The following is a 17,549-nucleotide window of genomic DNA, read 5'->3' on the forward strand; positions in this document are numbered from 1 at the left end:
CCTTTAAAAACGCCCAGCCTTCAAACGTATCCGGGCAGGTTATCCGGGCATATCCCTTTTTAAAGGATAACGCCTTGATTTGGAAATCACCAAACCCGGCTTCCGAATACGTATCAACGGCCGCCTTAAAGCTCTCAGCCGTGTGGTTTAAAATTCCCTTTTTCAGGGCTGTCCGGGAAAAAATCTCTGCCAGGCCGGCTTCGAAAAATACTCTTTTTGCGGTATCCTCGCCAACAAAAAGGGATATGGATCGCCAGAGATCCAACCATCCGCCGGAAATATCCAGCATACACATACGGGTTCCTGCCAGGTCGAGCCAGCCTCTCTTTTTTTTTGACGTAAAATTGACCGTTGTTTTCCCTGATGTTTCCATCTGAATGACCTGTCGTTTGATGTGGCGATCAAATTTTAAAGCGGTTTTTTCAAGCGCGTCATCCAGATAAAAATTCAGGTGTTGCAGACCGTCTGTCTCATGGGGCAGGTGTTGATGGAAAATATCAAAAAAAACAGTTCTCAGGGTTGAAATCAGGCGCACCACTTGTGGTAAATCAAGCAGGTTTTGATCCATCAGCCTAAAAATAATCTGGATGAATGGATCAACCGCCAGTGGGATTGGTTCAGCCTGAATGACCCGTGTAAAGCCGCTGATGAATCGTTCAGCAATTTCACTACCATGGATCAAGGAGTTGTTTTTTTTAGAAAGGCTTGAAAGAATACTCTCTCGGTTTGAGTGTAAACACTGTAATACCTTTTTCAAACAGACTCCTGATGACACCCCTGCCCGGGTCACACCAGGGCAGGGGGGATGAAGCGTTATTGATATTTGTCTTTAATAAAGGCCAATGTTTCATCAATGGCGGTCACGGTCAGTTCCAGGTCTTTCTGGGTGTGCCGGTAGCTGATGTACGAATGATGAAACGGGGTGAAAAAGAACCCTTTTCGGATGAGCTGGGTGTAAAAATCCGTGCGTTTGGATTTGTATGCGCCGCTTGCTTCCTTTTCAAAGGTAATGTAGAACATGGGGGCCACGCCGCTCAGTTCTGCGCCCACATCATATCTGTCTATGAGCTCCTGGATTTTTTTCATCATCCATTCGCCCTTTTCCCAGATATTTTCCAGCACCTTGTCCCGTTCCAGGATTTCAATGGTCTTGAGCGCGGCCACAAAAGCTTCACTGTTGGGGAAAAAGGTGGACGAAATAAACAGCTTGGATTCAGCCGCCATCATGATGTCTCGTTTACCGGTGACAACAGAGATGGGGTATCCGTTGGCCATTGCCTTACCCATCACGGTGAGATCCGGGGTGACCCCATACAGTTTTTGGGCCCCGCCCATGGATAGCCTGAAACAGGTCCGGATTTCATCATACACCAGGACAGCCCCATATTTGTCAGCAATCTGTCTGACCCCTTCAAGGAAACCCGGTTTGGGGAGTTCCATTTTTTGATGGTTGGGATGGCCAAAGGGCGTCATGATGATGGCCGCGGTTTCATCCCCATGGGTGGCCATCAGCTCTTCCAGCTGTTCAAGGTGGTTGTATTGAAACTCAAACACATCTTCATAGAATTTGGACGGGATACCGCCTTTCATCTCAACGCACCAGTCATGCCAGCCATGGTAGCCGCAGCGCATGACCTTTATTTTGTTGGTATGGGCCCGGGCAATACGGATGCTGGCCGTGGTGGCATCAGAACCGGTTTTCAGGAAAATGCTCATTTCCGAAGAGGGGATAATCTGGGTTAATTTTTTTGCCAGCAGGTTTTGAAATTTCTGGGTCAGGGTAAAACAAAACCCTTTGTTTTTTATCTGCTGGTAAACCGCATCATCCACTTCTTCTTCGCGATATCCTAAAATGATGGGGCCGTACCCGCACAGGAAATCAATAAATTCATTACCGTCCACATCGGTGAGGCGACAGCCTTTACCGGATTCAAGAAAGATGGGGTATTCTCCATTGATAAAATCACCAGGCTTTCTGGCACCCAGGACCCCACCGGGGACCAGTGTGAGTGCTTCATCATATAATTCCAGGCTTTTCGTTATATTTAATTTTTCTGTTTCTTTCATGGAAAGCCTCCTGATTTATTTGTCTACTTCAAACATGGATTCAATTTTTTGACTCTGGTGGATTCTGGCCCCTCTTTTTAAGAAAGCACCAAGGAATTTATCCGGATCAATGCAGCCTTCCGGGGCCACAACGCCTTTTACAGTAACATCCCCGGCATCCATCATCAACGATGCAATGGATGCAGGAAGTCCGGTTCCCGGTGCCATTCGGCCCACCATGTCTGCGGTGTAGGTGATTTTTTTGCCGTCTTTTTCTCCCTTGACAATGACTTTAAGCCCTGAAGACTGGGGACCGTTGTCTCTTCCCTCGGGAATGGTTTCCCACAGTTTTAAGGCAAGGTCATAGGGGGTAACTTTTGTGCCTTTGATATCAATGGGGTCGTTGCCTAGAAGACCGGTCTGTTTCTGCTCTTGGATCAGTTCATCCACCCATAAGGGGATCAATGCACCCTTGATAATGATATTTTTTACCCCTTTAATATATTTGGGCAGGGTGATGGGCTGGGGATGGCCGACATACCGGACATGGCAGGTGCCTAAAGGGTCAAGAAACTTTTCTGCCACCGGTTCTGTCCCGCCTTCCACATGAACCAGCTCTCCGTTGATATACTGAGGAATTTTACCCAGGGTCATATGGAGGCTGTGGTCCCATGCGGCGCCTTTAAGTTCGGCAATGCTGACCACCCAATACAGATAGATTTCGTCTACACGGTCCAGCCGGTCTGCATACCATTTTACCAGCACATTGTTGGTGCCGGGATCTGATCCCATGCCCGTGAGAACGGTGATGCCCGCATCCTTGGCCATTTGGTCAATCTCGGACTCAAACAGAATCTGGGTGCCCTCATAATCGTCGCAGATATCAATATAGTTCACTTTTGCCGCCACAGCCGCTTTGGCCACGGGCACGGCGGTTTTGTAAAAAGGTCCTGCCGTGTTGATGACTACGTTGACGTCTTTGAATGCATTGACCATGGTGTCATGATCATTGACATCCATTTTGATAAGGGATGTTTTTTCACTTTCGCGCAATTTTTTTGACAGTCTTTCCGGATCCGGGTATAAGTCCGCTAAAATTACCTGGGTTACCTGTTCTTGTTTGATCAGGTCCCGGGCAACACCCTGACCCATACCGCCGACTCCGCCAATGATTAATGCTCGCATGTTTTTTTCCTCCTGAATGTTATTTTTATTCGTTATTTTATCTGTTATCGTTTAAGCCCCTATTTTTAGTACCAGGGCTGCGCCGGTATCCCCGGCTGCGCAGCCGGTGAACAGCATATATCCGCCGCCCTTGTCGGCCAGTTCCTCAATGCCTTCAATAATCAGACGCCCGGCCGTGGGGGCCTGGGGATGGCCGAAGATGAGGGAAGACCCGAAATTGTTGAAGCTGTTCACATCAATGTTCATCTGGCGGGCCAGATAGATGTCATTGGCAGCAAAGGGATTGTGGGTCTTGATCACTTTAACGTCTTTGATGGAAATGCCGGCCCGGTCCAGGGCCATTTGAGCGGCAGGGACCACGGCCATGGCCATGAACCCTTTTTTTGCCCGGGAAAATCCATAGGAAACAATCCGGGCATCCCGGGATGCATCCTGGCTGAGGTCTGCGGCTTTTTCTTTTGAGGTGACAATGAGGCCGCAGTTGCCGTCCGCGGGATGGGTCTGGGCGCCAAAGGTATGGGCGCCATTGGGCAGTACCGGCTTTAGATTCTCAAGGCCCTGCCGGGTGGTCGGCATCACCCCTTCATCGGCCACTACCTGGATGGTTTTCTTTTTGGATACGGCGATATTGACCGGTACCATATATTTTTTCTGGAATTCCCTGTCATTGGCAAGACTGTCCATGTACTGTTCATACCGTCTGAGAGCAACGTCATCACATTCTTCTCTTGTTACCCCGCTCTCTTTGGCCACATTTTCTGCGGTCTGAATCATGGCATTTTTTGCCCAGGGATCATGGTTGAAATTGTCCATCATCCAGTTTTCTGAAACCACTTGTCCGCCGGGGCCCTTGGGATTGGACCAGATGGTGTGGGGGCCGTTGGAACACCGGTCTGTCATCAGGGTAAAGGCTGTTTGATAGAGTCCGGTCTCAATGCCGGTGGCCGCCTGGAAGATGCAGGTGGTAGAGGTGGAACAGGCCTGGCTGATCATCACCCCGGGAATGTCTTGAGCCCCGATCAAGGCAGATGTCCATGGTCCGCCGTAAAACATGTGGGGTTGCCCCACCGTGACCCCAAGGATGAGGTAGTCAAAGGTATCGGGACGGATGTCCTTTGTTTCAAGCCAGCTTTTTGCTGTCTGGGATCCCAGGACAATGGAATTTTCGTTTGCCAGGCTTCCCTGCCATTTTGAAAAAGGGCTGGAATAGTAGCCCTTGTATGGGATAAACGCTTTTGTCAACATGATTAATTTCCCTTAAATTTAGACTGATCAGATGATCGTCTCACCCGATCTATAATAATTTGTTCTATAATCTGCTTAACGATTGTACTCGCTTAAAATGGCTTCCAGTACACTGCCGCCAATGGCCCGGGATTTTTCCGAGACGGTGGAACAATAATCGATATTCCCCCTGGGATCAATATCCCCGATTTTAAGCTGGTCCGTCACCTGGGTGTGGTTTCTTATCAGTCCCCTTAAGACCCCGTCGATCCGGGAGATGACCGGCTGGGTGTCAACCTGTCCGATCACATCATTTTTTTTCACCAGGGTACCAATGGTTAAAGAAGACGTGAAGATACCGGAGCAGGGGGCCCGGAGAACCCGTTCACTGGTGTATCCGGCAATATTGCCGGGAATGCCGGTGTTCGGTTCGGGACAACCGTTTGTCAGAATCCTTCCAAGGTTATGGCCCCGGTTGGTTTCAATGGCCATATGTACATCAAGGCCTGCCTCAAATCCAGGCCCCAGACCAATTACCAGCGGTGCCTCTGAGCGATGGGTGCCCAGGTTTTTTTTTGCAATAATGGCATCGATTACCACATGGGGACGGAGGGCTTTGATGGTATGCCAGTCTGGATCAACCACCACTGGGATCTGATGGCGGTTCCAGGCGGATTGAATCTCTGCCGTATCGGAAGTCTTTATGGCTGTAATGCCCTCTACACAGGTTGTCCCGTCATAAGCAGTCTCACAGAAACTGACGTTTCGTCGCACTGCCACAGGGTTTTGAATTTCCATCATAAAGATGTATTTAAAATTGGCATTAAAAAGACGACAAGCTGTACCAGTGGCCATTTCTCCGGCCCCTTTTATGGCGATGACCAGGTCTTTGATTTTTTTTGATTTCATTTGTATGTCCTGTTCGATTAAGTTTTCATTATCTATAATGGTGTGCGTTTAAGGTTGCGGGGTTAATCGGTTGGACCAACAGCCGATACAGAATCCGTTTGGTTTTAAACGGTATTTTAGATAAGGATGTTTCAAACATGATAGGTCTTCTCTCTGGTTTATCTTCCAAACGAACATACCGGATAATGACACACCTTACAATTCATGCACAAGCCGCCATGCCCCATGGCGGCAATGTCATCACCACTGATGGTCTCTCCTGCCAGAACCCTGGGAAAAATCAAGTCAAACACGGTCTGTTTATAATAAAATACGCAGGCCGGCAGACTGATAACAGGGGTGGTATCTAAAGTTGAGACCATGAGCATGGCGCCGGGAAGAACAGGGCTGCCGTAAAATGTGACATCGGCCCCGGCCTGGATAACGCCCTGGCGGGTCACATCATCCGGGTCAACAGACAGTCCTCCTGTAGTGATGATCAAATCGCACCCCAGCTTTTTCAACGCCAGAACAGCATTGGAAATGGCTGGGATATCATCGGGAACAAGAATTTTTTTAATGAGGGTGCATCCGGCATCTGTTATTTTTTTGCCCACGGACGGATCGAAATCATCCGTGATCAGACCGTTAAAGACCTCAGAACCGGTTACCACAGCACCCACCTTTAAGGGCGTGTAGGGCTTTACCGAAACAATGGTGCCGGTCTTTTTTGTCAATGCTTCAAGTTCTTCGATGTGTTTTGTGGGAATGGTCAAGGGGATAATCCGTGTGCCGGCAATGATTTCCCCCTTTTTACAGGGAAAATTATTTTTCAATGTGGCCACAATAATCTGTCCCATCTTATTGACCTGGAGCAGTGCATCCACATTGATTTTTAAAAGGCCGGCGTGGCGGGTGACAAGATTGATTTTGCCTTCCCGTGGTTCGGTGAAGTCAAGGGTTTGATCTGAAATGGCCGTTGCAATTCTTTGGGCGGCATCGTTTTCATGGAGCTGGTCATCCCCAAGCTCTAAAACATATAAAGACTGCTTTCCAATCCTTAAAAGTTCCGGTATATCCTCTTTTTTTACCAGATGACCTTTTTTAAACGCCACTCCTTTGAATTTCCCCCTGGTAATCCGCGTCATGTCATGGGCGAGAACTGTTCCTATGGCATCTTCAACTCTAATCTTTTTCATTCGTATACGTCCCATCAAGTATTTCGGTCAGAACCCCGCAGGTTTCAGTGGGCGGCATGATAAACGCATACCGGTTTCCAAACAGTTCTCTTGGTGTATCATCAATCAATTTTTTACCTTTGTTTTTTAACTCTTTTAATCCTTTTTCAACATCATCAGTCCGGTAGGAAATCAGGAAAACGCCTTCTCCTCTTTTTTCAATGAATTTTGCCACATCTCCGTCAGGAGATGTGGCTTCCATCAATTCAAGGGCAAGGTCTCCCAGATAATACCGGGCAACCTTTATCTTTTCGCTTTCCGCCACATATTCCTGGGCCAGTTCAAGTCCCAGGGTGTCTTCATATATTTTTTTGGCCTGCTCAAGGTTTTTAACGGCAAGGCAGATATGATCAATTGACGTGGCTTTCATTTACGACTCCTTGTTTTGGGGCCTGGATTTTTTTTCCTTAATAGCGGCCAGGATTTTGTCCGGTGTCAGGGGGAAAGAATCCATGTAGACGCCAATGGCATTACTGACGGCTGCTGCATACCCCTGGGCGGCAGACATGGCAATGGACATGCCGGCTTCCTTGGCACCATAGGGACCTAAAGGTTCTATTGATTCCACAATGATATTTTTAATGGTTGGCATGTCGCAGGCCAGGGGCACTTTGTAATCCAGCATGGTGGGATTGAGACACCTGCCGTCTTTCCATTCATGGTATTCGGTGAGCATACCGCCCTGTCCGCCCATGGCGATGGAGCCTTCAAACTGTCCTTCCAGCACAAGGGGGTTCAATGCTTTGCCCACATCCTGGCAGGCAGTGGCATTGAGTACCTCAACCTGTCCTGTTTCAGGGTCTACTTTGACCTCCACAATGGTGGTGCCGAAGGAAAAGGCTTCACACATCTGGCCATAGGGGTTGGAGACCCATTCCCGTTTCATATCCACTTTGGGCCAGTAGCCGCCTTCGGCATTGACAGAATTAAAATTCGTAAGGCTGATTCTGACCACTTTCTTAATGGAAATGGATTTTTCAGGAGTATCTTTGACAAAAATCAGGCGGTTTTTAGCAACAAGCGTATCCGCTTTAACCTTTAATACCTTGGCGGCCACTTCAAAGAGTTTTTGTTTACAGTTTTTAGCAGCGATCTGGACGGCCTGGCCCCCCACAAAGGTGGAGACCTGGGAATAGGACCCTGGATCCGAAGAGGTGGTCTCGGTGTCGGCGGACACCAGGTGAATATCTTCGGGCAACAGTCCCAGTTCTTCGGCAGCAATCTGGACCAGCATATTGTCATTTCCCTGGCCATTATCCACGACCCCGGACATGACAGTTGCTTCTCCGTCTTCATTGAATTTGATGAAACTCTGGGATCCCCCCCGGATGCCCATGGGAAATCCGACCTGCACCGCATTTGTGCCCATCCCTATGCCGTGAAAAGGGGGAAGCTTCCCCCATTTATCTTTAAACCCCGATGTCACAACGGCCTTGTGAATGGTTTCATCCATGGCACAGGAGCCAACCAAAGACTTTGTGTTGGTATACTCTCCTGGTTTCCGGACGTTCCTCAAGCGCATTTCCACAGGATCGATTCCCAGGTGCTCGGCAATCATATCCAATTGAGTGTCAAGACCTGCAGCAAAACAACGGCCATGGGTCCGAATCATTCCCCTGATGGGTTTGTTGGTATAGAGGCTGTAACCATTATACCGTACACTTTCCATTCGATACACCTGTTCCATGGAGAGAAATGGGACGCTTACCGCTATGGGCCCGGTGCTGACATAAGCACCGCCGTCCAGGTAGCAAGTGGTTTCCCTGGCCAGGACCCGTCCCTCTTTGTCTACTCCGGTTTTATGGGTGGTGATCATGGCATGTCCCTGACGGGTGGCAATGGAATTTTCTTCCCTTGTGAACTCGATTTTGACGGGTTTGTCCGATTTTTTGGCCAGCAGGGCACAGATATAGTCAGCCGGACAGATTTCAGACCGACCACCGAATGCACCGCCAATGGCTATCTTTCGAATTTTTACCTGGTGAAGCGGGATTTTGAATGCATTGGAAAGGGGTTTGGATTTCATATGGGGACCGCCGTTGGGACACCAGACTTCCAGGCATCCATCATAATCAAATTTGGCTACCACGGCATAGGGCTCGGCCATGAAATAGGAATCTTCCGGTGCCGTAAATGTATCTTCCCTGACATAGTGGGCTCGCTTAAAGTTTTCATCCACTTCACCGGTCTCGATGTTGACATGGACATTGATGTTATTGGGAAAATCTTCATGGATGGGTTCAGTTTGGGATGCCATGGCTTCCATGGATTCAAACACCGCCGGCAGTTCCTCGTATTCAACCTCAATGAGATCCAGTGCTTCTAACGCTGTCTCTTCATCCACAGCCGCCACACCAGCGACTTCATCTCCGATGTATCTGGCCTTTTCCATTTGAATGAACTGCTGATCCCGTGTATAGGAAAAAACCCCCCATTTAACCCCTTCGGTATCTTTCCCGGTTACCACTGCTTTAACACCGGGAAGTGCCTCAGCTTTTGACGTATCAATATTTAGAATCCGGGCATGGGCATAGGGGCTTCGTTTGATTTTTCCCACCAGCATGCCCGGTAGTTTCAGATCTGCGGTAAACCTTGCCTTTCCCATAACCTTGGCCCTGGAATCAACCCTGGGCATCCTTTTTCCGATGATGGTGTAATCAGACATCTCTTACTCCTTTTTCATTACTGCCCTGTTTTACAATCCGGACACTGGTTATCGGGACTGCCGGCATGGCAGACGGCATCAACAATTTTTGCATACCCTGTGCACCGGCAGATATTACCGGCAAGGGCTTTTCGGACGGTTTTCTCATCGGGTTTTGGATTGTTCTGCAACAGCGCATCGGCTGAAATAAGCATACCCGGGGTGCAAAAACCACACTGGACGGCACCATGGTTGATAAATGATTCCTGAAGATCTGATAATTGGTCCCCGTTTGCCAGTCCTTCTACTGTTTTAATGGTGCACCCGTCGGCTTCCAATGCCAGGGTCAGGCAGGATCGCACCGGTTTGCCGTCCATTTGAATCGTGCAGGAACCGCACACGCCTTCCCCGCAGCTCTCTTTTGATCCGGTCAGATCAAATTTTTCCCGTAATACTTCCAACAGCGTATCATTCGGGGCCACGTTGACCTCACGAAGTTTGTCATTTATAGTTAACGTAATCTTTATTTTTTCCATTTTATAATTCCATCCTTCACTTGATTATCTATCTGCAGCCTGAGCGGCTTCTTTGAGGGCCCTGAATACCATCTGGGCCACCATCTCGCATCGATACGCCAGGGTCGCGCCCACATTATGCACGGCAAAGGCTGAGGCACTGTTCATGGCTGTATCAGCTGCGGTTTTAAAGGCATCGATATCAGACAGTTTTTTCCCCTTTAAAGAGGATGACGCCTGGGCAAGAAACAGAGGAGACCTGCTCATGGCACCGACGACAATCCTGACGTCATCAATTTCCTCTTTTTTAGTGTCAGACGGTTTTAACAGTACGCCGGCACAGACAACAGGGTAATCAATGGCTGACCGGTAGGCCAGGCGATGATAAGCACTTTTGGCCCCTGTTAAAGGAATGGTGATTTCCTTGAGAAGTTCATGGGATTCCATGGCAAAGGGCATGATGCCGTCACTGGTATAAAAGTCTTCCAGATTTACGGTTCTTGCACTGCCTTTACTTGCCAGGGTGAGCTTGGCCCCTAAGGCCATCAGGGCTGTGGCCCCGTCTGACTGGCAGGTAGAGTTACACCGGTCGGCTTCATCCCGAGCATAACAGATTTTCCCCCCGTCCTTGTGACACGGTTGTCGACCAGATCTGTGAAAACTCGACTGGTTGTAGTGAAAACATCGGTTATCCTGGAGAATATTGCCGCCAATCGTCCCCCTGTAATGTTGAAGGGTGATGGCGCCGACTTTTTCACATGCCTGGGCCAGGGCATTTGCCTGGGTTTGAATCAGGTCAGATGCAATAATATCGGCCAGGGGGGTCCTGGCACCGATTTTAATCTCCTTGCCGTCTTCTTTAATATAGGACAATTCATTCAATGCTTTGAGGCTGATGAGCACTTTTGGTTTTAAAAGGCCTTTTTTCATCCTGACCACAAGGTCTGTTCCCCCGGCAAGTATTTTTGCCTCCTCTTTGTGGGTGGCTAACAGCTCCAGGGCAGCGTCAAGCGTATCGGGGCCTAAATAGTCAAATCTGGGTAACCGCACGGTTTTTTCTCCTTACTTCTATCAATTATTCTATGGGGTCAGTTCCATGGGGTCAGGCTTGATTATTGTACCAATAAGCCAAACCTGACCCCATTATGTTTTATATCAATAAGTCAATAACCCAAGCCTGACCCCTTTACTTTGCTTTATAAGAGGTTCGGTAAAAACAGAACCAATTGTGGAAACAGCATCATTATAATGATACACAATATATAGGCTGGCAGAAAATAAGCAACCCCTTTAAACACCTGCTCAAGTGGCACATCTTTTGCCATACCGCCAACCACATAGGTGGTGGCGCCCACAGGCGGGGTTACTGCCCCCAATGTGGTGACAATGGTAATGGTGACCCCGAACCAGATGGGGTCGTAACCGAGCTCCATGGCCACGGGAAAGAAAATGGGAATTGTGATGAGCAATAAGGCCAGGGCATCCATGACAGCGCCGCCGATGGCATAAATCAAAAAGATGATGGCCATGATGGTAATCTTTGAAAAAGGAAGGGCCACCACCCAGTCGGCAATATCAAAGGGGATTCTGGTAATGGCCAGAAACCGCCCAAAGATCATGGCCCCGGTAATAATAACAATCACCATGCAGGATATTTTCATGGTATCATAAATGGAATTGTAAAAATCATCCCAGGAAAGGCTTTTTTGAACCACACCAATGACAACGGCAAAAAATGATCCAATGGCACCGGCTTCTGTGGGGGTAAACAACCCGAAATAAAGCCCGAGCATGACCACCATGAAAAGAATGAGCATTTCAACGGCACCGGCAAGAGATTTGATTTTTTCCTTAAATGTGGTTTTATCTCCCACAGGTCCCCAGGAAGGATGTATGGTGCAGAGCACATAAACCGTGAGGGTCAGCAAAAGGGCTAAAAGGATGCCGGCGCCTAAGCCCCCGTAGAAAAGTTTGGCAATGGACTGCTCTGTGGACAGCCCGATAATAATCAGCACCACACTGGGGGGGATAACAACCCCCAGGGTTGATCCGCAGGCAATGGCTCCGGTACTGAGCATGGGTTCATACTTGTATCGGTTCATCTGGGGCAGGGCCACCGTGGTCATGGTGGCTGCCGTGGCCGCATTGGAACCGCAGATGGCGGCAAAGGCCGAGCAGGCCAGGACAGTTGCCATGGCAATGCCGCCCCGGATATGACCCACCCAGGTAAAGGCAGCCGTATACAGTTTTTCATTGACGCCGGAATAAAAAGCAATCTGACCCATGAAGATAAACAGCGGGATAACCGTTAATCCGTAGCTGGAAAAGGTGTCCCAGGTGACGGTGGCCAGCATGTTGAATCCCGCATTTAATGAAATCACATAGGAAAAACCGCAGAATCCCACAATGCCCATGGTAAACCCCACTGGGATACCAAAGACGAATAGAATAAACAGCAGTGCAAAAATACCGATAATACCAATCATTGTCAGGCTCATCTGGCACCTTCCTTTTTGGGCAGCACTGCCTTTAATAAATCTGTAAAAAGGGCCAGGGCAAGGATTAAACAGCCCAATGCCACGGCCAGGGTAAACGGATAATAAATAATCCGCAGGGTTTCGGAAACTTCATTTGCATTTTTCAGGGTCAATGCCTTTTGAACAATCTGCCAGGAAGCGATCAAGAAAAAAGTGCAGCAAACGATATGGTTGATAATGGAGATAATCCGTTTCAGCGGTTTGGGGTAGATGTTGACAAGGACATCAACAGAAATATGGCCATTGGTAAGCTGGGTGTATCCAAGGGCAAAGGCCGCTACAACGGCCCCGGCATATCCCATAAGTTCAAAGGTTCCCCTGATGGGAATATACATCTGTCGGATAAAAATGTTGGCACAGGTCAGAAGGATCATACCCAGAAGAAGGGCACCGCCGGTCAGTGTGAGCAGCTTATTCAAAAACTTATTTATTTTCGTTAAAAGATCCATGGGAGGCTCCGAGGTCTGGGGACGAGGGGACAAGATGGAACATCTGTCCCCCGTCAACCCAGTCAAATTACAAAGGGGTTATTGAATAAATGCTTTTATATCCTTGATGATCGCTTCTGCCGGAAGGCCTTTTTCATTGGCGTTCTTAATCCAGTTTTCAGTAATAAACTCAAGTTTGCTGTCCCATTTGGCTTTTTCATCAGCAGAAAAGGAGATAAATTCAACATTATGGGCTTCTTTTGACCAGGCAATGGCTTTTTGAATCTGGTCATCCATATACGTTCCAGTCCAGAGCGATTGTTCTTCTTTCAGATCCATCATGACCTTTTGTACATCTGCCGGAAGTGCATTCCATTTTTGTTTGTTCATAATAACGGCAAAGGGGTAGATGACCGTTTCGGTCATGGTGACATATTTGCAGTATTCAGCAAATTTAAAGTCCTTCATGACTTCCAGGGAAGAAAAAAGACCTTTGACGGTGCCTTTCTGCAATGCTTCAACCGTTGCCGGCATGGGCATTCCCACCGGGTTGGCGCCCCAGGCTTTCAGGATCTGTGCGGCACCACCGGAAGCTCTTAAAGACAGACCTTTCATATCATCCAGGGTTTTTACCGGCGCCTTGGTCATGACATTTCCCGGGGCATTGGCAAACATGGTCAGAACAACAACATCCTTAAAGGCTTGGGGTTGATACTTTTCATAGAGCTTGAGAAGGGCAAGGCTGCCGGTTTTGGCATCCGGGATGCCCAAGGGAAGGCTTGTGGCATTGGTGACAATGAACCGGCCCGGCTGATATGCCATACAGATGTTCCCGATGTCGGCCTGGCCTGCAATAACACCGTCCATCATGCCTTTTGCTCCCAGAAGGGTTCCGCCGGGAAAGGTATTGATCATCACCTGTCCATTGGTACGTTTTTCTACTTCTACCTTCCATCGTTCCATTTGAACACAGGGAAATGTGGGTGCGGGAGGGAAATTGGCATAATTGAGTTTTATTTTACCGGCCATTACCGGCGCTTGAAATACCAGAAGACAAATGACAATCGTAAACAAAAACAAAGTTGCTGATACAATAGATCGTTTTACCATGGGTTGATCCTCCTTGATTAAGAGCGTGTTTGCTCTGTTAAAAAATGATCGGTTATTAAAAAACGGATAGCTGTATTGTTTTTAACCGTTTTTTTCCTTTAACGCGGCCAGTATTTTTTCAGGTGTAATCGGCAGATCCTTAATCCTGACACCGACGGCATTATAGATGGCATTGGCTATGGCAGGCGCTGTTGGAACACATCCGGGCTCTCCAATGCCTTTGGCACCAAAAGGGCCGTCTTTGTCATCTGTTTCAATTACCGGGGCTTTGATTTTAACCGCATCTTTGGCTGTAAACAGTTTGTAATCCCGGAAGTTGGCATTCATGATTTCGCCATTTGCCACTGTCACTTCTTCTGTCAGGGCATACCCAAGCCCCATCACAACGCCGCCATAGACCTGACCTTCAAGGAGTAAAGGATTGATGGCACGGCCGACATCATGGGCTGCCACGTATTCCAGTACCTCTACTTTACCGGTTTCTTCATCTACCTTGACTTTTGCGCCATGGGCGCCGAAAGAGTATGTCATGGACATATTCCCTTTTAGTTCCTTGCCCATGTTTTGATTGTCAGGATCATAAAAGTGTTCTGCCATGAGCATGTTACCACCCGGTGAAAAGTGGGCTTTTCTTAACAGTTTTCCAATGGGCATATTTTTTTCCGGGTTGCCTGTTACAAATACCATCTTGTCCTTGAGCTCAATCTCTTCTGCAGGCGTTTCAAACAGTTTTGACGCAAAGTCCTGGATTTTCTTTTTCACTTTTTTGGCCGCACCTAATGCCGCATTACCGGCTACAAACGTGCTGCGGCTGGCATGGGCACCCACATCCCAGGGACAGATATCCGTATCGGAATGCACGACATTGATATCTTCGGCAAGAAGTCCGAGCTCTTCTGCCACGATCTGGGCGGTGATATTGTCCAAGCCCTGTCCCATGTCTGTGCCGCCGGTAAAAATATCAACCTTGCCGTAATCATCCATTTTTAAGATAGCACCACATCCGTCAGAACCGTAGATCCTTGCACCACCTCCCACATGAATTAAAGAAGCAATGCCCGTGCCCACGCCTTTTTCGCTTTTATCCTTAAAGTCTAACTCTTTTTCAACCGATTCAATACATTCGGCAAGACCGCAGGAGGTTATTTTGAGTCCTTGGGGTGTTTCCTCTCCGGCATGGTTTTTGTTGATTTTCCTGAACTCAATACGATCAATACCGGCCTTTTCCGCCAGCATGTCTATGCTGCTTTCAATGGCAAATGTGGCCTGGGGATTTCCATACCCTCTCATGGCCTGGGAATATGTATTGTTTGTATAAACACATTTTGCAGTATATTTCACATTTTTAACCGTGTAAAGAGAACTTATCGGCATCAGCATAACAGAAGGGGTAGTGGCTCCCCAGGAGGTATGTCCACCGTTATCCAATACCATTCTCATATCCCTGAATGTCAGTTTGCCGGTCTTGTCGCATCCTTGTTTGATATAGATGATGGTCGGCTGTCTTGTTGACGTTGCCTTGAATTCTTCCACACGGTCAAACACCATTTTTACCGGTTTCCGGCAGGCATATGCCAGAAGAATGGCAATATGCTCGTAGGCATACGTATCTAATTTACTTCCAAAACCACCACCGATGGTCGGTTTGATAACCCTGACGCGTTTGTTTTTAAGACCCATGGCCTTTAACGCTTCAAGGAAGTCTTTCTGGGCAAGGGAAGGAATTTGTGTGTTGGTGTAAATCGTCAGGTTTTCGGATGCATCAAACAGTGCAACCGCTCCGCTGGTACCCATACAGCAGTGGGTAACCCATGTCGTTGTAAATCTGTCTTCCACAACAAAAGCAGATTCTTTTTCTGCTTTTTCCACATCTCCATAATGAATGTCCCAGGGCATTTTAAGTACATTTGATTTAAGATGGTCATGAACCAGGGGTGAATCTTTTTCCATGGCTCGTTCAGGATCAAAAATACCTTCAAGCTCTTCATACTCAACTTCAATCAGGTCAAGCGCCTTTTTGGCAATTTCCGGGCTTATGGCAGCAACCGCGGCCACTTCATCCCTGAAACAACTGACCTTGCCTTTTTTTATGGGGGGATTGTCCTTGATAAATCCCATTTTCATTTTTTCCGGAACATCCTCTCCAGTGAGAACGGCATGGACGCCTGGTAATGCCCGGGCTTTTGATGTGTCAATTTTAATGATATTGGCACTGGCATATTTGCTGTAAAGAATTTTTCCATATAGCATTTGCGGCAGCTTGATATCTTGAATATACGCTGCCCTTCCCATGGCTTTCTGGGCTGCATCCAGCTTGGGGATTCGTTTGCCGACCACACTGAATTCTCTTTTAGTGTTACTCATTTTGCCCTCCCATTTTTTTGGCCGCCTCAACCGATTCAAATATCGGTATATATCCGGTGCATCTGCAGATATTTCCGGCAAGTGCATGCTGTATTTCTTCACGATTCGCATCTGGGTTTTCATCCAGCAGCGCCTTGGAAGACATGATCATGCCCGGTGAACAGAATCCGCACTGGATGCCGCCGTTGTCCACAAAGGACTGCTGGAGCGGGTGCAATGTGCCGTCAGTTGAGGCAAGGCCTTCAATGGTTTCAATGGTGGTCCCGTCGGCTTCAATGGCCAGATAAAGGCAGGAATTCACCGCCAGTTTGTCAACAATAACCGTGCAGGCACCGCACTCACCATTCCCGCACCCTTCTTTTGTTCCGATCAGTCCCATTTCTTCCCTGAGAAGATGCAGCAGGGTCCAATGGTCCTTAATCTCATAAGAGATCTTGTCGCCATTTAATGAAAAAGATATAGTGGTTGTCATGGGTAAAGTTTCTCCTAATTGTTCGCTCGTATTATGTTCATACATTTGAGACCCATCCTTTTTACATGGACCCGGACCATTTCTCGCCTGTGCCAGGCTTTGCCTCTGACAGAGTCCCTTACCTTGGATTCGTCAGCCGCAAGTTTTCCCGCCTCAATCAATAGATCTTCATTAATTTTTTTTCCGACCAGATAATTTTCCGCATCAAATGCCCGCATGGGGGTGGGGCCTGCGACTCCCAGGACAATTCTTGCCCGGGTGCAGGTCTCAAGATCATCATCCAATGTTAAAAGAACACCAATACCGACCAGGGGCAGCTCCATGGCGGCCCTGCGGCCAAATTTAGTATAGGCGCTTCCGGTATGGGGCGCCTGGGCGGGAATGGTGATCTTTTTCAATATTTCGCCGGGCTTTAAAATGGTTTTATAGGGTGCCAGGAACAAGTCTTTGACATCTGAAGACCGTTCACCGTCAGGTCCGTGAAGCAGGGCGACCCCGTCCAGGGCAATCATGGGGACGGCCCCGTCGGCGGACGGCACCGCATTGATCAGGTTGCCACCGATGGTGCCGACATTCCTGACCTGTAAGGATCCGATATTGGAGACGGCATCATAAATGATGGGGTACTCGTTTTTAATCATGAGTGATTTTTCAAGGGTAGCATGGGTGACAAGGGCCCCGATGGACAGTTCTTTGGTGGCCTCATTTTTATGGAGTTCACTCATTTCTTTGATTCTTTTCAAAGAAATCAGAAAGTCCGGTTCCATCCAGCCTTCTTTGACCTTCACAATCACATCTGTTCCCCCGGCCATGAATTTGGCTGTTTCACTATGCTGGCCATAAAAAGAAATGGCCTCTTCAACGGTTGTGGGGGATAAGTATGTAAATGGTTTCATAT

16 protein-coding genes are annotated in these 17,549 nt (G+C 48.1%); all 16 read right to left on the reverse strand.

The annotated features are described in order from the left end of the window. Positions 1-757 (reverse strand): hypothetical protein (locus tag Q1Q15_RS19765; RefSeq protein WP_300463910.1); only part of this gene is annotated, 757 nt, incomplete at its 3' end. Between the two features lie 56 nt (positions 758-813). After that, complete coding sequence (locus tag Q1Q15_RS19770) at positions 814-2,067, reverse strand: aminotransferase class III-fold pyridoxal phosphate-dependent enzyme (RefSeq protein WP_300463911.1); 1,254 nt, start codon at positions 2,065-2,067, stop codon at positions 814-816. A 15-nt stretch (positions 2,068-2,082) separates the two neighbouring features. Further along, the gene (locus tag Q1Q15_RS19775) at positions 2,083-3,231 is read right to left on the reverse strand and encodes a saccharopine dehydrogenase NADP-binding domain-containing protein (RefSeq protein WP_300463912.1); all 1,149 of its coding nucleotides are present in this window, start codon (positions 3,229-3,231) and stop codon (positions 2,083-2,085) included. 51 nt (positions 3,232-3,282) lie between these two features. Beyond that, entirely contained in the window at positions 3,283-4,476 is a 1,194-nt protein-coding gene (locus Q1Q15_RS19780) for a thiolase family protein (protein ID WP_300463913.1), read from the reverse strand. Positions 4,477-4,551: 75 nt separating this feature from the next. Continuing rightward, on the reverse strand, positions 4,552-5,364 hold the full coding sequence (gene yqeB / locus Q1Q15_RS19785; RefSeq protein WP_300463915.1) for a selenium-dependent molybdenum cofactor biosynthesis protein YqeB: 813 nt from the start codon (positions 5,362-5,364) through the stop codon (positions 4,552-4,554). Between the two features lie 158 nt (positions 5,365-5,522). Then, positions 5,523-6,542: a molybdopterin-binding protein gene (locus tag Q1Q15_RS19790; protein ID WP_300463916.1), complete on the reverse strand. Its 1,020-nt coding sequence runs from the start codon at positions 6,540-6,542 to the stop codon at positions 5,523-5,525. Next, a complete protein-coding gene (locus Q1Q15_RS19795; protein WP_300463918.1) occupies positions 6,529-6,951 on the reverse strand; it encodes a VOC family protein in 423 nt (140 codons plus the stop codon). The genes Q1Q15_RS19790 and Q1Q15_RS19795 overlap by 14 nt, the downstream gene beginning before the upstream one ends. Then, the gene (locus Q1Q15_RS19800) at positions 6,952-9,246 is read right to left on the reverse strand and encodes a xanthine dehydrogenase family protein molybdopterin-binding subunit (protein ID WP_300463920.1); all 2,295 of its coding nucleotides are present in this window, start codon (positions 9,244-9,246) and stop codon (positions 6,952-6,954) included. 17 nt (positions 9,247-9,263) lie between these two features. Continuing rightward, positions 9,264-9,761: a 2Fe-2S iron-sulfur cluster-binding protein gene (locus tag Q1Q15_RS19805; protein WP_300463922.1), complete on the reverse strand. Its 498-nt coding sequence runs from the start codon at positions 9,759-9,761 to the stop codon at positions 9,264-9,266. Positions 9,762-9,785: 24 nt separating this feature from the next. Beyond that, entirely contained in the window at positions 9,786-10,790 is a 1,005-nt protein-coding gene (locus Q1Q15_RS19810) for an FAD binding domain-containing protein (protein WP_300463924.1), read from the reverse strand. Between the two features lie 146 nt (positions 10,791-10,936). Continuing rightward, a complete protein-coding gene (locus Q1Q15_RS19815) occupies positions 10,937-12,238 on the reverse strand; it encodes a TRAP transporter large permease (protein ID WP_300463926.1) in 1,302 nt (433 codons plus the stop codon). Continuing rightward, positions 12,235-12,726: a TRAP transporter small permease gene (locus Q1Q15_RS19820; protein ID WP_300463928.1), complete on the reverse strand. Its 492-nt coding sequence runs from the start codon at positions 12,724-12,726 to the stop codon at positions 12,235-12,237. The genes Q1Q15_RS19815 and Q1Q15_RS19820 overlap by 4 nt, the downstream gene beginning before the upstream one ends. Positions 12,727-12,804: 78 nt before the next feature. After that, complete coding sequence (locus tag Q1Q15_RS19825; protein ID WP_300463930.1) at positions 12,805-13,815, reverse strand: TRAP transporter substrate-binding protein; 1,011 nt, start codon at positions 13,813-13,815, stop codon at positions 12,805-12,807. A gap of 81 nt (positions 13,816-13,896) precedes the next feature. Further along, positions 13,897-16,179 carry a xanthine dehydrogenase family protein molybdopterin-binding subunit gene (locus Q1Q15_RS19830; protein ID WP_300463932.1) on the reverse strand — a complete coding sequence of 761 codons (2,283 nt, stop codon included), beginning with the start codon at positions 16,177-16,179 and terminating at the stop codon, positions 13,897-13,899. Next, positions 16,172-16,651 carry a 2Fe-2S iron-sulfur cluster-binding protein gene (locus Q1Q15_RS19835; RefSeq protein ID WP_300463933.1) on the reverse strand — a complete coding sequence of 160 codons (480 nt, stop codon included), beginning with the start codon at positions 16,649-16,651 and terminating at the stop codon, positions 16,172-16,174. The genes Q1Q15_RS19830 and Q1Q15_RS19835 overlap by 8 nt, the downstream gene beginning before the upstream one ends. A 14-nt stretch (positions 16,652-16,665) precedes the next feature. Continuing rightward, positions 16,666-17,547 (reverse strand): xanthine dehydrogenase family protein subunit M, encoded by an 882-nt coding sequence (locus Q1Q15_RS19840; protein ID WP_300463935.1) that lies wholly within the window; start codon positions 17,545-17,547, stop codon positions 16,666-16,668. Positions 17,548-17,549: the final 2 nt, after the last annotated feature.

The organism is Desulfobacula sp., from assembly GCF_030145145.1.
In the GTDB taxonomy this organism is placed as follows: domain Bacteria; phylum Desulfobacterota; class Desulfobacteria; order Desulfobacterales; family Desulfobacteraceae; genus Desulfobacula.

What these genes read in the sequence shown, in the direction of transcription:
- Q1Q15_RS19795 (WP_300463918.1), bottom strand. Translation starts at nt 6,951, where the DNA reads ATGAAAGCCACGTCAATTGATCATATCTGCCTTGCCGTTAAAAACCTT.
- Q1Q15_RS19825 (WP_300463930.1), bottom strand. Translation starts at nt 13,815, where the DNA reads ATGGTAAAACGATCTATTGTATCAGCAACTTTGTTTTTGTTTACGATT.
- Q1Q15_RS19775 (WP_300463912.1), bottom strand. Translation starts at nt 3,231, where the DNA reads ATGCGAGCATTAATCATTGGCGGAGTCGGCGGTATGGGTCAGGGTGTT.
- Q1Q15_RS19770 (WP_300463911.1), bottom strand. Translation starts at nt 2,067, where the DNA reads ATGAAAGAAACAGAAAAATTAAATATAACGAAAAGCCTGGAATTATAT.
- yqeB (WP_300463915.1), bottom strand. Translation starts at nt 5,364, where the DNA reads ATGAAATCAAAAAAAATCAAAGACCTGGTCATCGCCATAAAAGGGGCC.
- Q1Q15_RS19830 (WP_300463932.1), bottom strand. Translation starts at nt 16,179, where the DNA reads ATGAGTAACACTAAAAGAGAATTCAGTGTGGTCGGCAAACGAATCCCC.
- Q1Q15_RS19820 (WP_300463928.1), bottom strand. Translation starts at nt 12,726, where the DNA reads ATGGATCTTTTAACGAAAATAAATAAGTTTTTGAATAAGCTGCTCACA.
- Q1Q15_RS19800 (WP_300463920.1), bottom strand. Translation starts at nt 9,246, where the DNA reads ATGTCTGATTACACCATCATCGGAAAAAGGATGCCCAGGGTTGATTCC.
- Q1Q15_RS19835 (WP_300463933.1), bottom strand. Translation starts at nt 16,651, where the DNA reads ATGACAACCACTATATCTTTTTCATTAAATGGCGACAAGATCTCTTAT.
- Q1Q15_RS19840 (WP_300463935.1), bottom strand. Translation starts at nt 17,547, where the DNA reads ATGAAACCATTTACATACTTATCCCCCACAACCGTTGAAGAGGCCATT.
- Q1Q15_RS19805 (WP_300463922.1), bottom strand. Translation starts at nt 9,761, where the DNA reads ATGGAAAAAATAAAGATTACGTTAACTATAAATGACAAACTTCGTGAG.
- Q1Q15_RS19780 (WP_300463913.1), bottom strand. Translation starts at nt 4,476, where the DNA reads ATGTTGACAAAAGCGTTTATCCCATACAAGGGCTACTATTCCAGCCCT.
- Q1Q15_RS19790 (WP_300463916.1), bottom strand. Translation starts at nt 6,542, where the DNA reads ATGAAAAAGATTAGAGTTGAAGATGCCATAGGAACAGTTCTCGCCCAT.
- Q1Q15_RS19815 (WP_300463926.1), bottom strand. Translation starts at nt 12,238, where the DNA reads ATGAGCCTGACAATGATTGGTATTATCGGTATTTTTGCACTGCTGTTT.